General features: G+C 41.0%; 23 protein-coding genes. 9 read left to right on the forward strand and 14 right to left on the reverse strand.

What is annotated here, in order from left to right; translation table 11 throughout:
- Positions 1-12 precede the first annotated feature (12 nt).
- On the reverse strand, positions 13-2,523 hold the full coding sequence (locus NA23_RS05555) for a DNA polymerase III subunit alpha (protein ID WP_236938326.1): 2,511 nt from the start codon (positions 2,521-2,523) through the stop codon (positions 13-15).
- A 129-nt stretch (positions 2,524-2,652) separates the two neighbouring features.
- On the reverse strand, positions 2,653-3,309 hold the full coding sequence (rpe, locus tag NA23_RS05560) for a ribulose-phosphate 3-epimerase (RefSeq protein ID WP_033191807.1): 657 nt from the start codon (positions 3,307-3,309) through the stop codon (positions 2,653-2,655).
- A 357-nt stretch (positions 3,310-3,666) separates the two neighbouring features.
- Here rpe and NA23_RS05565 point away from each other — a divergent pair, with 357 nt between their 5' ends.
- From NA23_RS05565 to ybeY, 3 genes are read left to right on the forward strand one after another with little or no spacing between them, the layout of a single operon-like run.
- Positions 3,667-4,593, forward strand: a complete 927-nt coding sequence (locus NA23_RS05565; RefSeq protein ID WP_052107280.1) for a PhoH family protein — start codon at positions 3,667-3,669, stop codon at positions 4,591-4,593.
- Between the two features lie 42 nt (positions 4,594-4,635).
- On the forward strand, positions 4,636-6,021 hold the full coding sequence (locus NA23_RS05570) for an HDIG domain-containing metalloprotein (protein WP_052107158.1): 1,386 nt from the start codon (positions 4,636-4,638) through the stop codon (positions 6,019-6,021).
- A 29-nt stretch (positions 6,022-6,050) separates the two neighbouring features.
- Positions 6,051-6,515, forward strand: coding sequence for an rRNA maturation RNase YbeY (gene ybeY / locus NA23_RS05575; protein WP_052107159.1), 465 nt, complete (start codon positions 6,051-6,053; stop codon positions 6,513-6,515).
- Between the two features lie 7 nt (positions 6,516-6,522).
- On the opposite strand, the gene NA23_RS05580 is transcribed toward ybeY, so the two are convergent.
- Entirely contained in the window at positions 6,523-7,263 is a 741-nt protein-coding gene (locus NA23_RS05580; protein ID WP_033191809.1) for an MBL fold metallo-hydrolase, read from the reverse strand.
- 84 nt (positions 7,264-7,347) lie between these two features.
- Between NA23_RS05580 and NA23_RS05585 the strand changes: the two genes are divergently transcribed.
- Positions 7,348-8,328, forward strand: coding sequence for a polysaccharide pyruvyl transferase family protein (locus NA23_RS05585; protein ID WP_033191810.1), 981 nt, complete (start codon positions 7,348-7,350; stop codon positions 8,326-8,328).
- 68 nt (positions 8,329-8,396) lie between these two features.
- Here the strand turns inward: NA23_RS05585 and nuoF (NA23_RS05590) are convergent, their stop codons facing one another.
- The 7 genes from nuoF (NA23_RS05590) to NA23_RS05620 form a co-directional block, all read right to left on the reverse strand.
- Complete coding sequence (gene nuoF / locus NA23_RS05590) at positions 8,397-10,010, reverse strand: NADH-quinone oxidoreductase subunit NuoF (RefSeq protein WP_033191811.1); 1,614 nt, start codon at positions 10,008-10,010, stop codon at positions 8,397-8,399.
- On the reverse strand, positions 10,007-10,492 hold the full coding sequence (locus NA23_RS05595; RefSeq protein ID WP_090221907.1) for an NADH-quinone oxidoreductase subunit NuoE family protein: 486 nt from the start codon (positions 10,490-10,492) through the stop codon (positions 10,007-10,009). The genes nuoF (NA23_RS05590) and NA23_RS05595 overlap by 4 nt, the downstream gene beginning before the upstream one ends.
- A gap of 99 nt (positions 10,493-10,591) precedes the next feature.
- Positions 10,592-12,421 carry an NADH-quinone oxidoreductase subunit NuoF gene (nuoF, locus tag NA23_RS05600; RefSeq protein ID WP_033191812.1) on the reverse strand — a complete coding sequence of 610 codons (1,830 nt, stop codon included), beginning with the start codon at positions 12,419-12,421 and terminating at the stop codon, positions 10,592-10,594.
- 161 nt (positions 12,422-12,582) lie between these two features.
- On the reverse strand, positions 12,583-12,960 hold the full coding sequence (locus NA23_RS05605; RefSeq protein ID WP_033191813.1) for a (2Fe-2S) ferredoxin domain-containing protein: 378 nt from the start codon (positions 12,958-12,960) through the stop codon (positions 12,583-12,585).
- A complete protein-coding gene (locus tag NA23_RS05610) occupies positions 12,957-13,451 on the reverse strand; it encodes an NADH-quinone oxidoreductase subunit NuoE family protein (RefSeq protein ID WP_084384052.1) in 495 nt (164 codons plus the stop codon). Before NA23_RS05610 ends, NA23_RS05605 begins: the two co-directional genes overlap by 4 nt.
- 196 nt (positions 13,452-13,647) lie before the next feature.
- Positions 13,648-14,508, reverse strand: a complete 861-nt coding sequence (locus tag NA23_RS05615) for a DMT family transporter (RefSeq protein WP_052107160.1) — start codon at positions 14,506-14,508, stop codon at positions 13,648-13,650.
- 23 nt (positions 14,509-14,531) lie between these two features.
- Positions 14,532-14,798 (reverse strand): cupin domain-containing protein, encoded by a 267-nt coding sequence (locus NA23_RS05620; protein WP_033191815.1) that lies wholly within the window; start codon positions 14,796-14,798, stop codon positions 14,532-14,534.
- Positions 14,799-14,925: 127 nt separating this feature from the next.
- Here NA23_RS05620 and NA23_RS05625 point away from each other — a divergent pair, with 127 nt between their 5' ends.
- The 3 genes from NA23_RS05625 to NA23_RS05635 all read left to right on the forward strand — a co-directional run bounded on the left by NA23_RS05625 (position 14,926) and on the right by NA23_RS05635 (position 18,305).
- Positions 14,926-15,855 carry a DDE-type integrase/transposase/recombinase gene (locus NA23_RS05625; RefSeq protein ID WP_033190915.1) on the forward strand — a complete coding sequence of 310 codons (930 nt, stop codon included), beginning with the start codon at positions 14,926-14,928 and terminating at the stop codon, positions 15,853-15,855.
- A 278-nt stretch (positions 15,856-16,133) separates the two neighbouring features.
- Positions 16,134-17,492, forward strand: a complete 1,359-nt coding sequence (locus tag NA23_RS05630; RefSeq protein WP_033191816.1) for an FAD-dependent oxidoreductase — start codon at positions 16,134-16,136, stop codon at positions 17,490-17,492.
- A 147-nt stretch (positions 17,493-17,639) separates the two neighbouring features.
- Positions 17,640-18,305, forward strand: coding sequence for a pyroglutamyl-peptidase I (locus tag NA23_RS05635; protein ID WP_052107161.1), 666 nt, complete (start codon positions 17,640-17,642; stop codon positions 18,303-18,305).
- Here NA23_RS05635 and NA23_RS05640 read toward each other — a convergent pair.
- A complete protein-coding gene (locus NA23_RS05640) occupies positions 18,298-19,662 on the reverse strand; it encodes a response regulator (protein WP_033191817.1) in 1,365 nt (454 codons plus the stop codon). The genes NA23_RS05635 and NA23_RS05640 overlap by 8 nt on opposite strands.
- Before the next feature lie 112 nt (positions 19,663-19,774).
- On the opposite strand from NA23_RS05640, the gene aglA reads away from it, so the two are divergent.
- Entirely contained in the window at positions 19,775-21,184 is a 1,410-nt protein-coding gene (aglA, locus tag NA23_RS05645) for an alpha-glucosidase AglA (RefSeq protein WP_033191818.1), read from the forward strand.
- 35 nt (positions 21,185-21,219) lie between these two features.
- Here aglA and NA23_RS05650 read toward each other — a convergent pair whose 3' ends face one another.
- From NA23_RS05650 to NA23_RS05660, 3 genes are read right to left on the reverse strand one after another with little or no spacing between them, the layout of a single operon-like run.
- Positions 21,220-22,764, reverse strand: a complete 1,545-nt coding sequence (locus NA23_RS05650; protein ID WP_033191819.1) for an AAA family ATPase — start codon at positions 22,762-22,764, stop codon at positions 21,220-21,222.
- Between the two features lie 28 nt (positions 22,765-22,792).
- Positions 22,793-23,188, reverse strand: a complete 396-nt coding sequence (locus NA23_RS05655; protein ID WP_033191820.1) for a cytidine deaminase — start codon at positions 23,186-23,188, stop codon at positions 22,793-22,795.
- Positions 23,178-24,509: a hemolysin family protein gene (locus NA23_RS05660; RefSeq protein ID WP_033191821.1), complete on the reverse strand. Its 1,332-nt coding sequence runs from the start codon at positions 24,507-24,509 to the stop codon at positions 23,178-23,180. Before NA23_RS05660 ends, NA23_RS05655 begins: the two co-directional genes overlap by 11 nt.
- A 92-nt stretch (positions 24,510-24,601) precedes the next feature.
- Between NA23_RS05660 and NA23_RS05665 the strand changes: the two genes are divergently transcribed.
- Positions 24,602-26,230, forward strand: coding sequence for a sensor domain-containing diguanylate cyclase (locus tag NA23_RS05665; RefSeq protein ID WP_236938327.1), 1,629 nt, complete (start codon positions 24,602-24,604; stop codon positions 26,228-26,230).
- Position 26,231 lies beyond the last annotated feature (1 nt).

Genomic DNA, 26,231 nt, shown 5'->3' on the forward strand with positions numbered 1-26,231 from the left:
CACCTTCTGCATTTATGCATTTACACTTCTATCTACTTCTTTAACAAACAACGTTTTAAAAGAGTTTTTGATTGGTCTGGCGTTCTGTATTACTTCTTTGCTTGGTAAAACTATCCTTTCGTAACCTCTGCCAGATGTGGACTTTGAAATCTCGCTTTTCAGAGGCTCTTCATCGAGCACGTAGTCGACCCTCAGCTTACCCAGTTCGTAGGTGTTCGGATAAATCAGTGTGTACTCACCGTCAGGCATGTGCGCTTTAAAGACACTTTTCCCGTCGGTTCCAAAACCCGCCTTTACGGTAACATGAACACCAAGTGGTAATTCTAAAGCATAAGCAAGTGAATATGGGGCTAAGAAGTTTTCAGCTTTCGTAGGGATAGTGAACGCTATTTTCAATATATCGTATTCCATCTGTGTGCGTTCCCAGTCATCTTCTGTCTTTACTTCCTCTTTTTGCAAAACTTTTCCGAAAAGTTTGCTACCGATTTTAACAACCTCCGGATTTATTCCGCTCCTCAAAGAGCGCAACTTCTGAATAGCCTTCCTCCTACTTTCGAACAATCCGTCGAACGCACCAATTTTGATGAGCACCTCGACTGTTGAAAGTGAGAGTCCGGATTTCTCCACAAATTCCTCAAACGATTCGAAGGTCTGGGATTGTAAGTTTCTTGATTTTTCCAAAGACATACCGGGAACAACGTAGAGTGGTAGCGTGTATATATGCTCTCGAAGCTGTTTGTTCTTTCTATCAACTATCGCTCCAATGTTCAGTTTCGGCGGACTAACGGTGTATCCAAGAGCTTGCAGATTGTAAACTGCAGTAGGAAGAATTGTTGTGTCGTACTTTAAATAGACATCGTAGAAGAGCGTCGGATAGTTGACTTTGAAGTAGGCCATGAAATATGTGATGTGTGCATAAGCAACCGCATGCGATTTGTTGAACGCGTATTCTCCAAGAGTGAGAATTACCCTTGAAAGTTCCTTACCCTCACTACCGTAAAGTTCCGTCAGCTTCCTTGTAAGCATTTCATAGGTTTCTTTGACCTTCCCCATGTCCTTTTTAGCTATAGCCTTTCGCAGTTCATCTGCTTGAACACTCGTCAGACCTGCTAACTCCATTGCGATTTTCATTACCTGTTCTTGATAAATCGGGAAACCGTAAGTCTCTTTCAGCTGTGGGATGTTGAACTTGAACGTTTTGTGCAATTTTAATTGCCTTATTTCTTTGGTGATACCCGCCTTTATAGGTCCAGGTCTGTTAAGCGATATTGCCATTACGAGCTCTTCAAATGTCGCTGGTTTCAAATCGCGAACTACTTGTTTGGCTATAAAACTATCGAGCTGGAAGATGTTGTCTGTGAAGCCAGCGGAAATGTACTTGTAGGTCTTCTTTCCTTCTTCCGAGTTCTGGAGTTCAAGCAACATCTGGTAAAAAAGATCAGGATTAACATTCAGAATCCTTGTTAGATGTGGATTTTGTGCTATCTTTTTCGATTCCTTTGATTCTTCCCTCAGTTCTTTTAATACAGTTAACGTCTTTAAACCAAGGATGTCGAATTTTGTGTACCCAAGCTTTTCCAAGTCTTTCATATCCCACTCTATCGTTTCTGTACCGGGAACGAGGGGAACTTTCAACGGTGTGGTCGAAATTATAACGCCCGCTGCATGTGTCGTTCTCTGAACAGGGATATCGGAAAGATAATCCGCCAAGGGACCGTACTGTTTTAGTATCTTTTCAGGCATTGTGGCGAAGGCACTAATGTTGTAAACATTCCCGAACTCGTTTCTCAGAACGTTTATCAATCTCTGGCGTTGAATATCTTCAACATCAAGGTCGATATCCGGATAATCTCTCCTGCCTTCGTTCAAAAACCTCTCGAAAAGTAGTCCAAATTTCGCAGGGTCTACCTTTGTGATTCCAAGCCTGTAAGCAAGTAAACTACCAACAACACTTCCCCTTCCAGGGCCAATCTCTACACCATTCCGCTTGGCTATGTCCACTATACGCTTTACTGTGTGAAAATAACTCTCAAACTTGAACTTCTTGACGAGCTCAATTTCGTGCTTCAGCCTTGCATAGTACTCTTTCTCATTTTCCAAAAGCTTTACAAAGAAATCATCCGAGCCGTTGTACAACGTTTGAGAACTCCGCAAATCGTAGGTGAAATTTCCATTGGTTTTTAACTCAAATCCTTTGAAATCGCTTGCAGTGGCTATGGTTTCTGGGGATTTCCCAAAGTATTGAACCATCGCTTGAAAGTACTCTTTTTGTCCCGGCAAATAGTAAATTGGAGGATGAGATATGGATTCGAATTCTTGGTTTAAAAGCTCTTCAATTCTCGCTGATTGTGTCTGTGATTTGGCATACCTGTTGTAGATGATAAACATCCTGCCCAATTCGTTTGAATCTTTTGCGATGTAGGTCTTTTCACCGACTCTGAGTCCTATTATTGCCCGTACTCTATAGTTTTTCGCTGTCTCCAAAAACTTAACGATTCCGGAGAACGTTGTATCAGAAAGCACGACCTGGCTAACCCCGTTTTCCAGGCACCATCGGAAAAGCTCTTCGAATTTTATTACTGAACCCTCGAACGAATAAGGTGAAGCAACACAGATAGTGATAATCAACCACCTCAGAACATGAGTTTAACATCACATATCAGCAGAAGCATTTAAGATTTCTTCTCTTAACTGTGCCAGCCTTGGATTTCTGAAAACTCCGTATCCCATTACCAATATATCGACACCTATCTTGACAAGTTCCACGGCATTCTCGTTACCTACTCCTCCATCAACCGCTATCTTGAATTGGTAATTTTTGTGCTTTCTGATGTCACTCAACCTCTTTATCTTTTCTATCATCGTTGGTATGAACTTTTGGCCGGAAAATCCTGGATTGACTGTCATTACTAGTATTCCGTCCACGTAGGGCAATATCTCTTCGAGTGTGGACAATGGAGTTGCTGGGTTAATCGCAACGAAGGCTTCCGGTCCCAAAGATTTTATATACTCAACGGTTCTATGCAAGTGATAACACACTTCCTGATGGACTGTGACCCTTGTTGCTCCTTTTTCTACGAAACCTTTGATGAGATCTGTAGGATTTGTGACCATAAGGTGTGCATCGATAGGAAGATTCGTAAATGTTCTCAATGCTTCTATCATAGGAAATCCGAACGTCAAATTCGGAACGAAATGCCCGTCCATGACATCGAGGTGTATCTCGTCAATCATGTTCTCAACCCTTTTAACCTCTTCGCTAAGACTTGCCAAATTGGCAGCAAGAATCGAAGCACTTATGATAGCCATAATTTATCCTCCTTTTTCGACATTTACTCACATTAAGTTTCCTAAATCTAAATTGAACTTTTACGATACACATTGGCAAAGAAGAAACTCATATTTTAATAGAAATCTTTTCTCTTTTCTGATATAATTATACACGTGGAAACTAAAAATACAAATATGCTGCGAGGTCAACCACCCACCACTTAAGTGGCGGGTTTGAGAAAGTCTTGGTTGACCAGCCTGAGCAAAGGCCAACGGTTGGCAATTAAGATAAGAACAAGCTATTCTATTTCTCACACGACTGAAGTCGCATACCTCTAAATTGAGGAAGGTGAAGATGTGGCGGTAAGGAGAATCGTTGTACCGGACGATGTTGCGATGATAGAAGTACTGGGACAGTACGATAATAAGGCAAGGTACTTAAGGAGGCGATACAACGTAGAGATTTCGGTCGTGGATAACGAGATCAGAGTAAAGGGAGAAGATGAAAGGTCACTTGATATTGTGGAAAAGGTCTTGAAGGAAGTTATAAATATAACGCGTGATGGTCATCTGCTTGACTGGACGGAGTTCGAATACATTGTAGAAGAGAATGAAAAGATTGAAAATCCAAGGGAAGTCTACAAGAAGTCTGTCGGAAAGGTAAAAGCCAAGACGGAAGGTCAGAAGAAATATCTGGAAGCCATAGAAAAGAACGATATAGTCTTTGCGATTGGACCGGCTGGAACGGGAAAGACCTATCTTGCATCAGCTGTCGCGGTTGATTATCTAAAATCAGGTAGAGTGCAGAGAATCGTGCTCACAAGACCGGCTGTTGAGGCTGGTGAAAAGCTCGGGTTTTTACCCGGAGATTTGACAGAAAAAGTAGACCCTTACCTGAGACCTTTGTACGATGCGCTAATAGACATGTTGGGAATAGAAAAGTTCATCTCTCTACGCGAGAAAAACGTTATCGAGATCGCACCACTTGCGTATATGCGAGGTCGAACACTTAACAACGCTTTCATTATATTAGACGAAGCACAAAATACGACATATGAACAAATGAAGATGTTCTTAACGCGTATGGGTTTTGGTTCAAAGGTTATAGTTACCGGTGACATTACTCAGATAGACATTGAGGAAAGGTCAGGATTAGTTGTAGCACAAGAGATACTCAAGGATATAGATGGTATCGCCTTTGTTTACCTAACCGATGCGGATGTTGTGAGACATCCCCTTGTTAAGAAAATTATAAGGGCATACGATAGTTTCGAGAGAATGGAAAAACAAGAAAAGCAAGAAAAACAAAGAAGGAATCATTAAGTCACCAGAATTCAAAGTCCTCACGAGGAGAGAACGACGAAGATGGAGCAACATCGAAGTCAAAGGTCAGAAGTGATGCTAAGTGAATCTTTCATGTACGATGGTGTGATAATAGCGCTTATCATAAGCGTAGCAAATAATTTGTACGACCTCGGAGTACTTGACCTTGCAAACGAGTTCATTCTCATCCTCATCATATGGTACGGAATCGTCGAGCACTTCATTCGGAACTCTAACGTTATAAACTTCGATATCAGATACAGGTTGTTCTTCTATACCGCGTTACTTGGTGGGGCAGCCCTAAATACAACAGTTTACAAAACGTACGGACTGAGCTACATACCGATTATCATTGCGCCGATGATCATCACACTACTTGTTGATTACGAATTCGGTGCAAGTGCAGGACTCATTCTTTCGCTTTCAACGGCATTTCACCACCACGATTTCTTTATGTTTCTTCACCTATTCCCCCAAGTCTTCCTCTCAACTTATATGCTAAGAAACACAAAGAGTCGCATTCAAGTAGCAAAAGCTGGTTTGATATCTGGTATAGCCAGCTTACTGATGATTTTTTTACAAGAACCAGTCAGGCATTTTTACTTCTCACTGAAAGATTACGTTGTCATATTCCTCAACCCGATATTTTCTTCTATAGCAGTAGTTGGCATTTTGCCTTATATTGAGATAATTACTCGTATTTACTCGAACATAGGTCTTGCAGAGATAGCAACGATCAATCATCCTCTGCTTAAAACACTTTCGTTGCACGCGCCTGGGACTTATCAACACAGCTTAAGAGTTGCAGAGCTTGCGGAGCACGCCGCAGAAAGTATAGGTGCCAATTCTGTACTTGTCAGGGCATGTGCACTCTACCACGATATTGGAAAAGTGAGAAACCCCGATTTCTTTGTGGAAAACTTGAAGTCACCTGAAGAAAACCCACACAATATCCTACCTCCAGATGTAAGTAAGAGTATCATCATGAAACACGTGACAGATGGCATCGAGATTGCCCGTAAATACAGGCTACCGATCCAAATTGAATTGGCGATTCCCCAACACCATGGAACGAGAGTGCAAAAGTACTTCTACATAAAAGCTTTATCGGAAAATTCAAACGTCAGTATTGATGAATACCGTTACAGCGGTCCTAAACCAAAGAGCAAGGAAATGGGCATACTGATGCTGGCTGATATCGTTGAAGCAACATCCAGAAGCAAGAATCAAATATCTTTGGAAGAAATGGAAAAGGTTATCGAAAAGACGATAATTGAACTTTTTGAAGAAAACCAGCTTGATGAAACTGGACTTACCCTCGCAGAATTAAGAACAATCATGGATAGCTTCTTAAACGTTTTCCAAAGCTTGTTGACACGCAGGATAGAATATCCGACTATAAATGAAGAAATAGAAAGCATTGGTTAGGTTAGAAAAAAATCGAGGATGGTGGTTTTATGAGCGCATTAGTCAGATACTTTGAAGCGTCGGAAGATATTCAGGGCTTTCTTGCCCAGAGCAACGATAAACTTTCTGAAATCGTAGAAAAGGAAATTGGCGATGTGGTTATACATTTTATTTTTGTTGATAGTGAGATAATTTCTGAAATGAATAAAACTTACAGGGGTAAGGAAGGTCCAACGGATGTACTGACCTTCGTCTACGGAGATTCGCGTGATATTGAGGAAGAAGAACAAGAAGCTCAAGAAGCAACATCTCCATATGCTGAGGGCTATATATGTTTGGATGTGGTTAGAAAAAATGCCGAGGAATTCAGAAACTCTTTTGAAAAAGAGCTCTTAACAGTGCTTGTTCACTCAATTCTTCATATGGCTGGGTACGACCATGAGTACGATACCACGAATGCAGCCGAGATGTTCCAAAAGCAAGACGCGTATCTTAAAGACTTGATTAACGAATAATCACTCATTACTCGGTCATTAGATTCTTGATACCCCATTCGAGCATTTCGGCATGTTTTCGATTGATAAAGTTCGGATCGCTTTCAAGCTCGTACGGATTGAGTTCTCCGTTCATGAGTTTTCTTATTTTTTCGATGTAGTCTCTCATTTTTTCGATACTTTCATATGAACCGAAATCACCGTGACCAGGAATGACGTGCTTAGCATGTGGCATAGTGTCCAGAGTTTTCATCCAGACATTTAAATTGCTATCGGAAACTATTTCAGGGTGTATATCGTTAATCACCGTATCACCTGTGATTAAAACCGATTCGCTCGGGATATATACATAAGACGAATCAGGTGTATGACCTGGTCCGTGTACGAATAGGATTTTCAGTCCATCTTCGTATTCGAATTGGTCTTCGAAAAGAACGTCTGGAAGTTTTGGTTCTGTATATTCGATTCCAAGACTTCTAAAATAGGAAGAGTCAAACTGCTCCATTTTTCTTCTTGTTAACTCATGAGCTAAAATAGGAACGTCAAAAACGACATTCCCGAACGTGTGGTCAGGATGGTAATGCGTATTGAAAACCAATGTGATGTTCTTCATGGTGAATTCTCGAACGAACTTTGCGATGCTTTTGGCTTTCTCCGGGAAAAGGGAGGTATCGACCAGGACTACTCCCTTTTTTCCGATGATTATAACGTTGTTTGCCGCTTCCTCATGCTCGATAAGATAGACATTTTCAGTAACTTTCTTTACCACATTCAAACACCTCGGACCAATTCGAAGTGATATTCTTATAAGTTATCTTTCACATCATTTTTCTGTAAAGGGGTTGGTAATTCCTTGAAAGTCTTGTTATCTGGCTACTATGGATACGGTAATTTTGGCGACGAATTGATGAGATTGGGAATGGAAGACTTTTTTAGCAAATTCAAAATAGACTACACGTTAGCGTTACCAAAGAGAGTAAGCAAAGACACCATTTCTCGATTTAATCTGTTGGAAGTCATCGGTGCTCTCTTCGATTCTGAAGCGCTCATATACGGTGGTGGAGGCTTGCTACAAGATATAACAAGCTCCAGAAGTTTTCTCTATTACATTTCAACTGTCCGGTTAAGTTTGAACCTCGGAAAGCCTGTAATCCTATTTGGAAACAGCCTCGGACCTGTTCGAAAAGGTTTCAATAGATGGCTTCTAAGAACCACTCTTAAAAATGAAAAAGTCTACGTGTTTGCAAGAGATATCGTCTCTTACCGTTATGCGAAATGCCTTAACAAAAATGCCGAACTTTCTTGTGATCCAGCTGTTCGGTATTTGGCAAAGTTCCAAGTCCTGCCCGATAAACAATTTGATTTGGTCCTTGTACCACGTAAAGTTCAAAATGTTGAAAAATACGATATCCTGAAACATTATTTCAATAATATAATTGTTTGTCCGGCTCAGAGTTCTGATATCGATGTTGCCATGAAAATCAGTAGACGGCTTGGAGCAGAATGTATAGAACAAATAGACGACATTAACATTGTTCTCTCAACAATATTATCGGCAAAGTTTGTTGTTTCTGAAAGATTCCATCCAACGCTTGTCGCTGCTTACTTTGGAATTCCTTTTGTTTCTTTGGAGAATTCAAAATCAGAGAGGTTTTTCAGAAAATACACAAATAGAAGAGAGTTTTTTGCCAAGGATACGGTAGATTTCCCGAAGCGTTTTGAACAAGTCATCTCAAATCCACTTTTTCTAAAAGAAAAGATGGACACAGAATGTGATGACTCGTTCAAGAAGTTGTACAAACTTCTCATACGCATAAAATCCTCCACGACGTGAACTCCATAAATAAAGCCGTCTCACTTGGAGACGGCTTTTTTGTTGTAAGAATTATTCAACTTATCATTTTATTTAATGATAGCTCTTTTCGGTTTAACTTCTTTACACAACCCCACACTGCACACCTTGTCTTTTACATGGGCGAGGAATTCGTCTCTGAAATTGTTGATAAGAGATAACAATGGAACGTTTATGCTCTGCCCAAGTCCACAGAAGGACGCATCTGCGGTCACGTAAGCTATCTGCTCTAAATACTTCAAATCCTCTTCGGATGCTTGGAATTTTGTCATCTTTTCGAGTATATCACATGCAACTTTTGTTCCTTCCCTACACGGTGTACACTTCCCACATGATTCGTGTCTGAAGAATTCCATAACATTCAAAGCAATATCGACCACACAGTGTGTGTCATCGATGGCAAGTATAACTCCAGAACCAAGGCTGACACCGTAATTTTTCATGGAATCATAATCAAGTGGAGTATCGAGTTTATCAGGTCCGATGAAAGTTCCTGCAAGGCCACCGGTTTGAACCATTTTCAGTTCTCTTCCGCCTTTGATTCCTCCACCAAAACCGTAGAGCACCTCTCTAACGGTTACCCCCATCGGTAGTTCCACCATTCCACGCCTATTAACATCTCCAACAAGACAGAAAACCTTTGTTCCTGGGGAATTAGGCGTTCCTATACTTCTGAACCACTCGGCTCCGTTTAGTATAATCTGTGGAACATTAGCGAGCGTTTCAACGTTGTTTATCACTGTGGGCTTCCCAAAGAGTCCAACCTGAGGCGGGTAAGGCGGCTTAAGCCTTGGACGTCCGGATTTGCCTTCTATAGATTCAAGCAATGCAGTTTCCTCACCACAGACATAGGCACCGGCACCGAGTCTCACCGTTAAATCAAAGTTGAAACCACTTCCGAGTATGTTTTCGCCAAGGAACCCGTACTCGTATGCATCTTTAATTGCCTTTCTCAAGTTTTCTACAGAATTGTAATACTCACCTCGTATGTAAATATACCCTTTTGTTGCACCAACAGCGTAACCTGCAATAATCATCGCTTCAATGACAGAGTGTGGGTCGCCTTCCATTATCAACCTATCTTTGAATGTCCCTGGCTCGCCTTCGTCTGCGTTACAAACTATATACTTCTGATCAGCATTTGCTTTCGCAGTGAATTCCCATTTCAAACCTGTTGGGAAACCTGCACCACCGCGTCCACGCAGTCCACTTGCCTTTATCTCGTTTATAACCTCCTCAGGTTTCATCTTCAGTGCCTTTGAAAGTGCGAAATATCCATCCCTTGCGATGTACTCTTCTATATTCCTTGGGTCAATAACCCCTATGTTTCTTGTGACAATTCTGTATTCTTTGACTTTAAATTTTTCGCCTGGTTTCAGCTGGGATTTGTCCACTGTCAGGTCCCAGACCTGTCTTCCTTTGAGCAGGTGTTCCTCAACTATCTTCTTAACATCTTCCTTTTTCTTGACAACATAGTAAACATCATCTGGTAAAACATGGAACACAACTCCGTCGTACGTACCTATTGCCACTGTTTCCAGCACACTAACAAGAGGATCAAGATTGTATTCGCTTATCAGTGCTCTTAGATAATTTGCAAGTTCCTTCGCACCTAAAAGGATACTGTTGCTATCGACAGAGACCAGAACGGTAATTGGTGTCATTGTGCATCACCGCCCTTAAGGCTTTCGATAATCTCTTCAACTTTTTCTACCGTCAAGTCACCGTAGTATTGGTCGTTTATCATTATCACGGGTGACACACCACACAAACCAAGACATCCCGTCTCTTCGAGTGTGAAGAGTCCATCCTTTGTCGTCTCGCCAAAGTCTACACCGAGTTTTTTCTTCAAATATTCAACTATCTCGCGCCCGCCAGGAACATGGCAAGGCAAACTAGTACATACGCGGATGATGTACTTACCCCTCGGTTTTGTGGAGAACATCGTGTAGAAGGTTAGCACTTCGTAAACTTTTGAAGGTGGGATATTCAGCTCTTCGGCTATCATTTCACCTACTTCAGGTGGTATGTAATGACTTTCATAGTAATCTTGGACTTTGTGGAGCAGGTAGATGAGAATATCTTGCTGTTCAAGTTGTTCGGTTTTTAACTCACTAATGATGTTCCTCAAAATTGCGCGATCCACACACCTTCCCTCCCCGAAAAAGATTCCAAAGATTAGAAAAATAAGCAGATAGATAAACAAAGGTGAGCCTCCCTCTGACTGGGGGCTCACCTTTGATTTTTACCTTGAAATGCTTCCTACTACAGCTGGTGTTACTTTGCTTATCGCACCGAATCTACAGACCTCGATACAACTACCACACCTTACACAAGCATCTTGATCGATTTCGTGAACTTTTCTAACTTCGCCGTGTATTGCATTTGTCGGACATACCCTTGCACACGCTGTACAGCCTACACACTTTTCTGGATTAATCACATAGCTAATGAACGCCTTACACTTCTTAGCCGGACACACACCATCTTTAACGTGTGCTTCGTATTCGTGTCTGTAATATTTCAGCGTAGACAAAACTGGATTTGGAGCAGTCTGACCAAGACCGCACAATGAAGAATCTTTTATGACCTGCGCTAATTGTTCAAGTTTCTCAATATCTTCCATCGTTCCTTCGCCTTTTGTAATCTTATCGAGTATATCGTACATTACTTTTGTACCCTCACGACACGGTGTACATTTACCACACGACTCATCGACTGTGAATTCCAAGAAGAATTTTGCGACATCCACCATACAGTCGTCTTCGTCAAGTACGATCATACCACCGGAACCCATGATGGCTCCGAGTTTACCAAGCGACTCGTAATCAACGGGTGTATCGAAGTATTCCGCAGGTATCACTCCACCGCTTGGTCCACCAGTTTGTACCGCTTTAATTTGCTTACCTTGCGGGTGCCCTCCACCAATATCGTAGAGCAATTCTCTAAGTGTAATTCCCATCGGAACTTCGACAAGCCCCGTGTTCTTAATTTTTCCAGCCAGCGCAAAGACCTTTGTTCCAGGCGACTTCTCAGTTCCGTACTGTCTGAACCATGCAGCACCTTTGTGTATGATAGGTGGAACCAAAGAGAGTGTTTCAACGTTGTTTATAACCGTAGGTTTACCCCAAAGCCCCTTTTGGACAGGGAACGGTGGTTTAACCCTCGGCTGACCTCTCTTACCCTCTATCGAGTGCATAAGCGCGGTCTCTTCACCACATACAAAAGCACCGGCACCTATCCTTATCTCAATATCGAATGAAAAGTCCGTTCCAAAGATGTTTTCGCCAAGGAAACCATATTCATGAGCTGTTTCGATAGCTTTTTGCAACCTTTCAATCGCAAGTGGATATTCAGCCCTGACGTAAACAAAGCCCTTCTGCGCACCAATTGCGTAGCCTGCTATAGTCATGGCCTCAACGATAGAATGGGGGTCCCCTTCGAGTATTGACCTGTCCATGAACGCACCAGGGTCGCCCTCATCGGCGTTACAAATCATGTATTTGATGTCAGACTTTTGCTGCCTTGCAAGTTCCCACTTCAAACCCGTTGGGAATCCAGCTCCTCCTCTACCTCTCAGACCACTGTCCTTAATTTCCTTTATAACCTCTTCCGGTGTCATCTGCGTGAGTGCCTTATGCAGTGCAAAGTAACCGTCCCTTGCGATGTATTCTTCAATGCTCAACGGGTCGATAACTCCGACATTCCTCAAAGCAATCTTGACTTGCTTAGCAAAGAACGGTATTTCTGCAGGTTCCTTTTCTTTTATCGTAAGCTTTTCCTTTTCTCCTTCAAAAAGGTACTCAGGAACAACGCGACCTTTTAAAATGTGCTCTTCGACTATCTTCTCAGCTGCTTTTGGCGTGAGCTTTTGATAATACACGCCATCGGGGTAAACCACTGCAAGCGGTCCCAAGCTACAGGCGCCCATACATCCAGTTTCGACAACTGACACTACTGTATCAAGACCGTATTCTTTTAGCTTCCTTTCAAATGCCTGCTTCACACTCTCTTCGCCTGCGGATATACAGCCACCACCAGCACAGATAAGAATTGTATTAGTTTTCAAAGCCACGCTCTTCGCCTCCTTAACCTAAGGAAAACTTCACTTCAACATGTCTACAAAGCTTTTACAAGATGCATTTTCTTCGCGCTGTGTTCCATAGTCTTAAGTATCTTAAAACCGCCACCACCATTGCAACGGAGACAATCCGAACATAAACAGTGGATTTCTCGTCAGACTTCTCCTCTCTTTACCACTAAGTCGGAAACTACTTTTCCTTCAAGGATGTGAGACTGAATTATTCTCTTTGCATTTTCTGGAGTGACGTTTCCATAAACTACAGGTTCCTGCCCTTCAAGTGCCACCTCTATCGTCGGCTCAACTTCGCAAAGCCCCATGCAACCTGACTGTACAACAGCGATATCGTCTATTTTCATCTCATTCATATACTCAACTATAGCCTTTAATGTGTCCTTTGCACCTGCTGCAATCCCACATGTTCCCATTGCAACGACGATCTTTCCTCTTTTTCCTGCTTCTCTCATCTTGATGTTCTGCAGTGCCTGTTCTTTGATCTTCATTAATTCTTCCAAGCTTTTCACTTTACTCATTGCGACCCACCCCTCCTGTACGCAGCGATGATTTTGCTAACCATATCGGGAGTTACCTTTCCATAGAAATCTTTCTCACCAATCAAAACAACTGGTGCCATACTACAAGCACCCAAACACCTCACCGCATGGACAGAGAACAAACCGTCCTCGGTTACCTCCTCTGGTTTTACTCCCAGCTCCTCTAAGAATCTTTCCATCACTCTATCTCCACCCTTGACGTAACAAGCTGTTCCCAAACAGACCTTTATCTGGTGTTTGCCCTTCGGCTTAGTGGAGAAGAAGTTGTAGAACGTGACAACTCCATAAACCTCGGATACTGGGATGTTCAACTTCTCTGCGATATGTTCTTGTACTTCCTGCGGTAGCCACCCAAAAAGTTCCTGGGCTTTATGCAACACACCGATAAGGATACCAGGTTTATCCTTCACCTGTTCGATATACGAATCCAGCTCTTCGTAAAGTTCTTTGTGCTGCTCACACACGGCCACACACATCCCTCCTTCATACTTCGTGATTATTATAACATGATAATGCAGAAAGTTCACCATTACAAAACACTATCTAACTGTCGCCTTTTGTCAATTTCTTTATTTTTCGTAACCTATTCAGCTTTTTCTATTGTTTATGCTTTTTTTCACAAAGTTCCAAAAATAAAAAATAGCCTCTATTTTTAAGCCTTTGGATTTATAGACTTAGTGAAATAAAAACGATAATCATCCCAATGATTTTGAAAACGCTTAGACTTTCACCGAGGAGTACCATTGCGAAAATTGTCGCAACGATAGGTTTTAAGAAAAATACTTTACTGGATTGCGTCGCTCCCAACGTTTCCATAGCTTTGAAATACGTCAGATAGGCTACTCCCGTGACGATAAGTCCCAAGTAGATAAGGATAAGCCAACCTGAGAAACCAAGTCTTACGGGAACCTCAAATCTGCCAAACATAACAAGCAGAGCAACGTATATCAAACTTGAACAGAGCGATGAATAAGCGGTTACAAGAACTGGGCTGTATTTCTTCGTGTATTTTCTCATAAGCACTGTGTACAGTCCAAACGTCAATGCGGCAAGTACCCCAAAAAATATTCCAGTCCACGAATCACCGCTGATTTTTCCTAAACTGAAAACAATTATGCCAACAAAACCGAGACCGATACCAACGTACTTCCTCAGTCGATACTTCTCGTTCAACATAATTGCAGCAAATAGTGAAACAAAGATCGGGTTGCTGGCAACAAGCGTTGCAGCCGTGGAAGCATTAGAATATTTTACAGCTAACTGCAACGATGTCATGGAAACAACGCTATTAAGTGTCCCAACAAGTGTGATAGGTAGTAAATCACTTAGCTCAACATCTTGCTTAACAAAGACCATCAAAAAAAGGCCACCTATCAGAAAGCGAAAAGCGGTCATGAAGAAAGGATCTACCTTTCCCATCAAAGGTTTGGATATAACCTCGATACTCGAAAAAGCAAGTAGAGTAAACAACAAAAACAGGTAAGCAAAAACCATCTTTCTCTTAGTTGGCTTATTTTCGTTCGTCATAAGAAACTCCTATATCAAAACAATTATCCCATCCTGTAGTGCTTGAAAATCCTCTTTTTCACATGCCAAGTGCAAGACACTCCGCCCTCAAAACGCACCATATCGCCAGCGCCAAACCTGACCTTTGTTCCATCATCAAGTACAACTTCTACTTCACCTTCAACAACATAAAACTGCTCAGGTTCGTCGTAGTACCAATCAAAAATGCTTTCTTCCTTGCTCCAGGTGCTCCATGTCTTTGCTTGCTTTATTTCCTCTTCCGTAGGTTTCCAAATTCTTACTTTTTCCACAGCAAACCCCTCCCTTTCACACTGATGCTGTTAACTAAAAGTATTGAAAATTTCCAAAAACCGTATTATCTTCTTATTAGTGGAACACCCCCCACCATCAATTCTCACAAAAAGGAGGTACTCCACTATGCAAAATTCTGTAGTCTCTTGCCCCAAATGCGGTTCTACCAACATCTACAAAAACGGTCATGATAAGTACGGTAACCAACAATACTTTTGCAAAGACTGTAAGCGCACTTTCAGACTTGTTCATTCAAAAAAACACAAGCTCTTCTCTTTCCCTTATCCTAAATGCCCTGTCTGTGGAAAAACTATGCAAATCCACAAAATCAAAAAAGCCTTCGTTAAGTTCCGTTGCCGTTCTTGCCATACCAGAGACGAAATCCCAACTAACTTACCTCAATTTGTCCCTCTTCCTTTCGACTCTTTCAAGTTCTTCCGTTTCCCTATCTTTATTGTCCTTAAAGCCTTCGTCCTTTATTTCAAAGCTGTGTCCTTGCGTTCCATCAGAGACTCACTTAATATCAAAGTCTCTCATGTCGCTATCTACAAGTGGATCCTTAAGTTGTCTTGTTTCTTTTCCATCCTCGTTCCTGTAGATGCTTTCAAAGTCCATGGTGATGAAACTGTCGTTTTGTTTAAATCCAAAAAGTACTATGTTTGGTTCTTAGTTGACCATGAGACGAATCTCATTGTTGCTTGGCATGTATCCAAATATCGCGATATGGGTCAAGTGAAGATATTGTTAGAGAAGTTCTTTGGTAACAACGAAAGAACAATCGAACTAATTACAGATGGACTTGGTGCATATGGTGCAGTGAAGATACTATACAAGAATATCAATCATATTGTTGTGAGACTTGGGCAAAACAATCAATGTGAATCGAAGTTTTCGTTATTCCAAGACTTTGTACGAGCCAAGCGTGGATTTAAGAATATTGACAATCTTCCAATGTACGTAAACAGTTTTTGTGTAGTGAGAAATCTCTTGAAACTGAATGGCAATGATATTGCGCGTGTTATGAGTGTTCTATTGTCTTCCATCACTACAAGTTAACAGCATCTTCACACTTGCTTTCCAGTACCCTCCACCAAATATTTTAAACCAAACAAAGTATTCTGTTAATCAAGAAAATGTTACTTTTTGAGAAAGTTCTCACAACACAGGGCAATTCGGCAAAAATCATTGATTAATCTTACTTCCACGTACGTATTTAATCAAATATAAAAATTTACTTGACTATTTAGGTAAGACTAAGTATAATATAAGTGTTGATATAAGTTATTTTTATCACAAATCAAAAATGTTTATCCGACAAAGGAGGGTGCTCACACATGGATCAAAAGAAAGTAATAGTTATTGGATGTACGCATGCGGGAACGGCTTTTATAACCACGGCAAAAAGACTCTACAAAGACAATGTAAAAATCATCACGTATGAACGCAACGATACGGTATCTTTTCTTTCTTGTGGAATTGCACTCCACGTCGGTGGAGTTGTTAAAGACCCAATGAAGCTTTTCTACTCGTCTCCGAAAGTGCTCAGCGACCTTGGAGCTGAAATGAAGATGAGACACGAGGTTATAGATGTGGACCTCGAGCAAAAATACGTTAGAGTTAAGAATCTTGAAACAGGAGAGATTTTTGAAGATAACTACGATACACTTGTCGTAACAAGTGGTTCCTGGCCGATAATTCCCCGTGTACCAGGAAACGATTTACGTGGAATTCTCTTGTCTAAAAATTTCTATCACGCGCAGGATATCGTTCGCTATTCGAAAGATGCAAAAACCATAGTCATCGTAGGAGCAGGTTACATCGGTGTTGAACTTGCCGAGGCATTTAGGAAGAACGGGAAAGACGTTGTGTTAATAGATATAGCAGATAGAGTTCTTGCGAAGTACCTTGACAAAGAATTTACCGATGTATTGGAGCAGGAATTAACTAAAGAAGGTATAAAACTTGTCTTGAACGAGAAGGTCGAAAGGTTCGAGGGAGAAAATGGTAGGGTCAAGAAGGTAATAACGAATAAATCTGAGATACAGGCAGATTTGGTAATACTCGCCACTGGTTTTAGACCGAATACTGAACTTTTCAATGGTAAGCTGAAAACACTTGAAAATGGAGCGCTAATAGTTGATGAATACCTACGTACATCAAATCCTGATGTCTTTGCAGCCGGAGATTGTGCAGCTGTATGGTACACCCCAACGGAGAGTTATGAATACATTCCACTTGCAACAAACGCAGTCCGTATGGGAACACTCATTGCGTACAATCTCTTTAAAAACAGGCTGAAGTACAAAGGTACACAGGGCACTTCTGGAGTAAAGGTGTTCTCGTACAACGTCGCCACTTCAGGCCTCAACGAGTTACTTGCAAGAGAAAAAGGTATTCAGTACGAAGTTATCTACGCAATCGAAAACAACAGACCCGAATTCATGCCCGATTACGAACCCGTCCACGTGAAAATACTTTATAGAAAAGATGATAAAAGAATCATCGGTGGTCAAGTGATGTCGAAAGCAGACGTCACAGAAAGCGCAAACACACTCTCTCTTGCTATTGCAAACAAAATGACGATCTATGACCTTGCATTCGCAGATTTCTTCTTCCAACCGTACTTCAACAAACCGTGGAATTTCTTAAACACTGTAGCACTCAAAGCTATCGAAAGGGATAGTTTAGTCTGATTTTTGAAGGAATTAAAACCTTAACCACAAACACCCCCTGACTTTTCGCAACAGCAGGGGGTGTTTTGGCTTACTTATTGCTTGACAATGTTTATTAGCTGGAGATAGAATGTCATCAAGATACAAAAAGAATAGGGGGTACTCCTGATGGAAAAGACAGAAAAAAGTGGACTCAGCGATTCAAAAAAGCTGAGCGTTTTGCTAACGGGATTTGAACCGTTCGGTGGCGAGAAGGTCAATCCAAGCATGCGCATAGTGAAACGGCTTTCAAAGGCTGTTTTTCCACATATCTCACTACATACTTTAATACTGCCTGTGAGTTATCAAAAAAGTACTGAGGTGCTTGAGGAATATTATAAAACCAATAATATTGACATTGCCTTGCATTTGGGTCAAGCTGGTGGAAGTGCCGGAATTAGGTTAGAAAGAGTGGCAATAAATCTACTTGATTCAAAGCACCCTGACAACGATGGTCAGGTGAAGGAAGATGTTTCCATCATCGATAATGGGCCTGATGCTTACATGACGCGTGTTAAGATCAAAGCGGTTGCCGAGTTATTGAAGAAAAAGAAGATTCCCGCTTTTGTCTCGTACACCGCGGGGCAGTACATTTGTAATGAAGTGTATTATTACTCACTGCACCGCTCAAACGTAACGGGAACCCCAAAACACGCCCTATTTGTGCACCTACCATTCTTGCCAGAGCAAGTGGCAACAAAAGAAGGAAAGTTGGAGAAATTGCCTTCGATGACACTTGAACTTCAAACAAAAGCTGTTCGACTCATACTGGAAAACTTGAAAGAATTCATCTGAGGTTTTTGAAGACTTTTATGCATTCTACAGTATCAAAGCTTATAGTTATACTCATCGGTAGCTTTCTCAAAATTGGCCCGATTTCGACATTTTTGGTTGCTATCGACCAGAATTTTCCGTGGTCGTTGATCAAAACAGCGTAATGGTCCGCTGCACGGAGAATAATATCATCCACCAAGCTTTTCAAAGTTCGTTCGAAAGGTATCATTTCGTACTTTGAATTTTCTGAGTAGTAAGCTGAACCAAAGCTGCGACCAAATGCGATGAAAGAGTAGTCATCAGGTATTTCATAATATCTTCTTCTTAGCGCGTTAGCCGTGGCAAATGGCAAGGCTTCTGGCATTATTCCTGAAATTTCTTTGTTAAGGAACTCCAATAGTAGCTGCATCGAATCCTCTGAAGCTCGTATACGCTCAAATATAGAGTACAGACCATCCGAATAAGCGACAAACGTTAGACCCTCCTGCATTTCAAAACTTCCACAGTCTCCTGGTGTGTACCGGTAATCTAACAATCCTATTGGAAAGACGGATTTTAAATTCATAGTCGTGAAGTTCGCACCATCGTAAATTATCAACGGCGGATGACCGCAGTTTATATATTCAACTTTGCTGCCCCTTATTTTTAAGAAAAGCCCTGTAACATAGTTGTGCCCTAAAACAGTCTTCATACTATCTTGGAGTTCGTTAACTACTTCTGAGATGTGTAATCCCCTTTGCGCAGCTGAACGTATTACGGATTTTACAGCAGAACATAAAAGTGCGGACTGAACACCGTGTCCTGAAATATCTGCTGTGTAGAGGTAAACATCTTCATTTAAGGAGAAGTAATCGTAAATATCTCCCCCTACTATCTGAGAAGGCATGTAGTTTGAGGTTATCCATATCCCGTTACACATTTCAATGGGTTCGGGCAGCATCAACGTCTGCAATGAACTAGCAAGGTCGAGACTCTCTCGAAGTTCCTTGTACAAACTCTCTATCTTTTCTCTGTTTTTCTTCAGTTCGATGTGCAATGCTATTTTCGATATGAGTTCCACATCAATTATCGGGAATTCTATGTAATCAGATATACCTATTTGATACAATTCCAAAAGCGTAACGTAATTCTTTTCTTGGATAAGCACAATAACGGGAATGTCTTTAGTTGACTGCGTTGTTTTAATATATCTAACAACCTCCTGTGCGTTCTTCAGTAGTTGGTAGTAGACAAGCACAACCTGAATATTGTTGTTTTTGAGGAAAGTACTAACATCTGATTCTATACTGACATCGTAACCAACAAATTCAAGTAACTGCACAATATCTTGGATGTTGTCAGGACTGTCGGTGAAAATTACAACCCTATCACTCGGCATTTCATACACCTCTCACCAAATTTCCATTGAGCTTTTTTTCCAAACTTATTATACAATATTTCTTAGACGAAATAGACATTTTCCATCCATCAAATAAAAAGAGGTGATATCTGTGGGCGGCACAGGACTAAGAATTGGCATCATAGGTGCAGGAAGCGCGGTTTTTTCAATGAAGATTGTATCAGACCTTTGCAAATTTCCAAGCCTTTCTGATTCACATGTAGTACTTATGGATGTCAATAGAACAAGGGTCGAAAATGTTCTGGTACTTGCAAAAGAACTAACTAAGTATTTCAACGCAAAGCTCAAATTCAGCATTGTTGAAACTATCAAAAACGCAGTTGAGGGTTCTGATTTTGTTATCAATACAGCCTTAGCAGGAGGGCACGGATATCTCGACCTTGTTAGGTCAATAGGTGAAAAGCACGGTTACTATCGTGGAATTGACGCTCAGAATTTCAATTTCGTTTCCGATTATCTCAATCTCACGAACTGGAACCAGTTGACACTTTTTTTGAAAATAGCAAGAACAATAGAGAAATACGCACCAAACGCGTGGTACCTTCAAGCAGCTAACCCGGTTATGGAAGGAACTACACTTGTTTCTACACAAACGGGGATAAAGATGGTTGGATTCTGTCATGGGCATCACGCGGTTGAGGCCATTGCAAAATTCTTGGGTGTATCAGAATACGAATGGCAGGTTGGTGGTGTGAACCACGGAATCTGGCTGACAAAATTCAGAACAAAAGATGGCAAGGACCTTTACAAAGAAGTTGAAAAGGCACTTCAAAAGACCAGATACGAGGAATTCAAACCGTCCAATCCTTTCGATGACCAACTTTCACCTGTTGCCTGGGAGATGTACAAACTCTATGGATTATTTCCAATAGGGGACACCGTTAGAAATTCCACGTGGAAATACCACAGAGACCTTCAAACAAAGATAAAGTGGTACGGTGCACCTTGGGGAGGTGCAGATTCCGAAATTGGTTGGAAGTGGTATGTGGAAGAGCTCTCTCGGGTGGTTGGCGTAATAGACATGTTTGCAAAAATGGTACGCGAAGGGGCAAAAATAAACGAACTCAAAACGGGAACACAGATTGATGATTACTTGAAAGAGATCCTCAGCGAGAAACTCAGCGGAGAACAACATGTTCCGTTCATAAACAGTGTAGTCTCAAAAGTTCCGGGAAGGTTTGTCGTAAATGTTCTGAACAAGGGGAAGATAAAAAACCTGGAGGATGATGTGGCGGTTGAAATCTGTGCAACGGTGTGCGGTGAGAAGTTTGAATACGAAGAGACGCACATCCCAGAGCGTGTTGTGAACTGGTATTTGAAACCAAGAATTCTACTTGCAAAGCAAGCGATAGATGCCTTCTTAAACAAAAATGTTAGACTAATAGCAGATATTCTAGAGAGAGACCCAAGGACTAAGAGCACCGAGCAAGTCGAAAAATTAATAGCTGAGCTCTACACTGTCGTAAGGCAAGAAGCAGAAAAAGTAGAACAGCAGGAATAATCTTCTAAAACAGGGCTGGGAAGCAACTCCCAGCCTTATTTTCCTTTTCTTTTATTCTCTTTAGACGCAAAGTCTCCAAGTAATTCGATGAATTCTTCCCCACCAAACATCCTCTTTATCTCTTCGTCCCTTGCCCTCTCATCCAACTCTACTACAGTCCCTGTGTCCCCAGTTCTTCTTAGGGACAAGTGCTTATCGGCTTTTAAAGCAATTTGTGGCAAGTGTGTAACTACTATGACCTGATGTTTTTTCGAAAGTTCGCTGAGTTTGTCTGCCAGTTTGACAGCTGTTACACCACCTATGCCAGCATCGATCTCATCGTACACCAAAACATCAGTACTTGCCAGACTGAGTTCCAAAGCAAGCATCAAACGTGATAACTCACCACCTGAGGCTATCTTACGCAATGGATAGAGTGGACCCGTTGACAAAGTACTCCCAACAAGTTCAACATCATCAATACCATCCCTTGCCATATCTTTCTGATTAAAATAGAAGTCTATTCGTGCGTTCATGTTTAAATCTTTCAAGTGCCTTTCTATGGATTTTACAATATTCCTCGCCGCGTTTTTTCGCCTTTCACTAATCTGAATAGCAAGACTGCGAAGCTCACTTTCCAGTCTTAACCGCTCTTCTTCTGCGTTTTCAAGTATTTTGATGGTTTTTTCGATCTGTTTGATCTCTTCTAACCACTTCTGGAGATTTGCTATTACATCTTCAGTCGTAGGACCGTATTTCCTGCGCAACTTTTTGTATACCCACAAACGATTTTCTATCTCTTCGAGGTTCATTTCCTCTATCTTCGATAGTTCCTTGCTAATTTGATTACTCAACTCGGCAACTGACTCGACGGCGGTATCAAGAAATTCATAGTACTTGTCCTCTATGAGTGAGTAGATTTTCCTAAGTGCGTTCTCGATCTCTTCTAAGTGCTGAGACACACTGCTATAATTTTGCAGCAATGTTTGGAGGTTAAGAGCCTTTTTGTATTTTTCTTCCAATTCCTGCTCTTCTTCTTCGCTCAGATGGGCACTCTCTATTTCGTTGACTTTTTCTCTTAATTCCTCAAGCTTTTTCAATTCTGAATCTTTGTTCGCGCCTGCGATAATCTTCAAAACATGTTGGTAGTTTTCGTAAAGTTCTTTGTACTTTTCGAGTAGTTCATAGTTGTCTGCCACAGTATCCAAAACCTCGAGGATGAAGTCCTTATCCAACAACTTCATGTGTGAATTTTGTTTGTGGATCGTTATGATGTTTGAAAGAATATTCTGAACTTGCTCACGTCCGATGAGTCGACCGTCTACTTTGTAAAACAACCTCTTGTTCTTTCTTTCAACACTGAATATGTGCTGTCCTCTTCTAATCCCAATCTCATCAAAATCCATGTCGAGGTTCAGAACCATATCTGCAGAAAAAGTTTCACTCCGTATGTTTTGGTAATCTAAGAACGAACCGATTACATCCAATATCAAGCTCTTTCCAGTTCCAGTCTCACCGGTGATTACGTTGAGTCCCTCAGAGAAATATATATCGACATCTTTCAAGTAAACATATTCGTTGATATGTATCAGTTCTATCAAGAAGCGCTCACCTCAACAAATCCATCTCTCACTTTTTGTGTAAGTCTTCTTTATCAAACGAGTACGGTAGCAGCTCAGCAACGGTTGTTTGCAAAATCTCGCCTTTCAAATTTGTCAAGACAACATTGAAATTCCCAAACTCTGCCATAACTTGTCTACAAGCCCCGCAGGGCGATACAGGTTTGTCGGTGTCCGCAACAACAACTAATGTGTCAAACTCCCTCTCACCATTTGCCACCGCGGAAAAAATAGCAGTTCTTTCAGCACAATTTGTTAAACCATATGAAGCATTTTCCACATTCGCACCTATGTAAACATTTCCATTTTTTGTCAAAAGGGCTGCACCAACATGAAAGTGAGAATACGGTGCATACGCATTCTTCATAGCCTTAACAGCTTCTTGTATGAGTTCTTCAATCTTCATCATTTCCATCCCCCTTGTCATTACTTTTCTGAGTATTTTCTTCCATCTCGTGTTTTATTGTTACCAATACTTTTTCTATTTTGTTTCTCGAAGCTGCGACAACTTTGAAAGATATTCTCTCGTCCTCGTATGTTTCTCCTACTTTTGGAATGTGCTTGAACTTCTCAAGAAGGTAGCCTGCCAAGGTATCAAATTCACCTTCCGGAAATTCTATTCTCAGCTCTCTTTCTATATCATTCAATGAAAGTGTAGCGTCAACCAAGTAGGAGTTTTCCGTAACTTTCTTTATTCCAATATGTTCTCCTTCATCGTATTCGTCCATTATCTCACCAAAAATCTCTTCGAGGATATCCTCCATCGTTACAATTCCAGCAGTTCCACCGTACTCATCGACAACTATTGCCATGTGCATCTTCTTTGCTTTGAATTCCTTCAGCAATTCTGACACTGGCATGAACTCGGGCACAAAAAGTGGAGCTCTCATCAACTCTTTGACCAGTACCTTGTCTACGATATCCATGCCTCTCTGTGCGATGAAACTGAGCACATCTTTTGCATAGCAAATTCCAACAATATTATCTATTGTCTCACGGTAAACAGGTATCCTCGAATATTCTTCCTCAACAATAATCTCCATCGCTTCTCTCAATGTTTGACTTTCCTCAACAGCTACTATATCTATCCTTGGTATCATTATTTCTTTTACGAGAGTTTCATCCATTTCGATTGTACGTTCAATCATCAATCCTTCCTCATGGGTTATGGACCCTTCCTCGCGTCCCATTTCCAAGTAAGAAGCTATATCATCCATCGTGATGAATGGAGTTTCCTGGACCACATGTCCCCCGAAAAGTTTGACTACCGAATTGGCGATTGTAATAAACATGGTAATTACGGGCGATAATATCTTGGAGAGAAAAACAATAACTTTGATACTTGCCTCGAAAAGACGTTCACTGTTTTGCCGTGCCAAAATCTTTGGGGTAATTTCTCCAAAAATCAGCAAAATGAAAGTCATTACTAGTGTTGAAAGTATCGCTGAAAGTGATTGTGAGCTGATGATTCGGGAAAACATCACCGCAGCTAATGAAGATGCTAAAATATTCACCATGTTGTTCGATATCAGCAGTGCGGTGAGTAGTTTGTTAAAAAAGTGGACCTCGCTTTCCTCTTCTTCCTCTTCTTTGCTTTTCGCAAGAAGTTTAAGTCTGTGACGGCTAACGGACGTAAGTGCCGTTTCGGATGCTGAGAAAAATCCAGACAACACGATCAGTACCGCAATGAAAAGTGTGTTCCATAAATAACTCAGTGGATCTTCCACGAAAACTTCACCTCCAAAGAGAAGCTGTAACGACACATCGATACATATTATACCACAACGCAAAATCACATCCAATTTCAAAGTTTCGAAATTTGTGTGATATAATTAAAAAAAGGGTTGAGAAAAGAGGTGAGATTATCCAAGAAAGTGGTTTAGTTTTAGATTTCGAAACGCTCAAGTCCGCACTTGAAAAATCAAAGATCTTCGTTATCACTTTTAACGAACAGGGAGACATTGTTGCACACTCTGAGAATATACCTAACTTCCTAAAGGGAAGAAAAAATATCTTCCAAAGTATCCCGAATTTCTTAGAAATCATCAAGCTTGTTAACAAAGCCGGCTTTTCACAAGACATTGTGACCATTTATGAGCCCAGAGTAGAAAGGGTAAGACTAATAACTTTGAAAAGTAAAGACTATTATTGGATATTAGGTGAAATAATCACCGAACAGTTGCTTATTGACGAACTAATCTCTGAAAGGCTTGAGACTTTAACAATGTACCTTGAATTTGCACCTGTTTTCTTTGTTGTCTTAAATGAAAAAGGAGAGATTACCTACATTAACAACTGGGCTTTGGAAAAAACCGGATACTCTTTGCCAGAAGTTTTAGGAAAAAACTGGTTCGATATCTTTATTCCAGAAGAGATTAGACCAACTGTAAAAAGAGTTTTTGAAGACATAATGAACAAGAATATTGAGGTGAGAAAAACTTTCGAAAACGACATACTAACAAAAGATGGAAGACTAATCACGATCCTTTGGGAAAACAAACTTCTTGTTAAAGACGGAAAACCGTCGGGAGCAATAAGTGTAGGTGTAGATGTCACAGAGCAGAAAGCGAAAGATTTTGAGGAACAAGCAATGCTGTCCATTTTGACTGTTACTGCAGAAAGCAATTATCATGTTGGGATAAGTAAATTAGCAAATGTCTTAGAGGAAATGTGTAATATAAAAAGGGCTGTCGGGATAATTCAAACGCACGAGGAAACAAAGCCAATCGAGATTTTGAACAAGATCGAAATAGATGACCTTAACAAATTTACCACGCTACATTTCAAGCGTAATTTAGATGATAGGATTTTAAAATTAGAAATTGCCTATGAGACGCTACCCAGATATGCATCAAACAGGTTTTTCGAGAACATAGCCACCATTGTTCTAAGTTTCATAGACCGAGTTTACTATATTCAAAAGCTTGAAGAGGCTTCTTTCAGAGACCCGTTAACTAATCTCTTCAACAGAAGGTACTTTTTGATGATACTCCAAGCTGAAATCAGAAGGGTAAAACGCTACGGTGGTGATACATGTGTTGTAATGATAGACCTCGACGGGTTAAAACAAATTAACGATACATTCGGCCATGATAAAGGTGACTTTGCAATTATCACATTAGCCCAGGTGATGAGAGAAAATACACGTAGCAGTGATATACCTGCAAGGTTTGGTGGTGATGAATTTGCATTGCTGCTCCCAAACACTGCTCTGAATAATGCCGAGATCATCATCCAAAGGATAATTAAAACACTTGATGCTCTTAATGTAAAAGGATTCCGCATATCGATAAGCGCCGGCATAACGAAGATCTTGCCAACCGATGATGACGAAGGTATAAGCGTGCTGAAAAGAGCCGATGAACTACTTTATCAAGCAAAAAAGAGGGGAAAGCACACCATCTGTGTCGATACATTTGACGAAAGAGATGCTTCCGTCTCAGATTAGG

Source organism: Fervidobacterium islandicum, assembly GCF_000767275.3.
GTDB classification, from domain to species: Bacteria; Thermotogota; Thermotogae; order Thermotogales; family Fervidobacteriaceae; genus Fervidobacterium; species Fervidobacterium islandicum.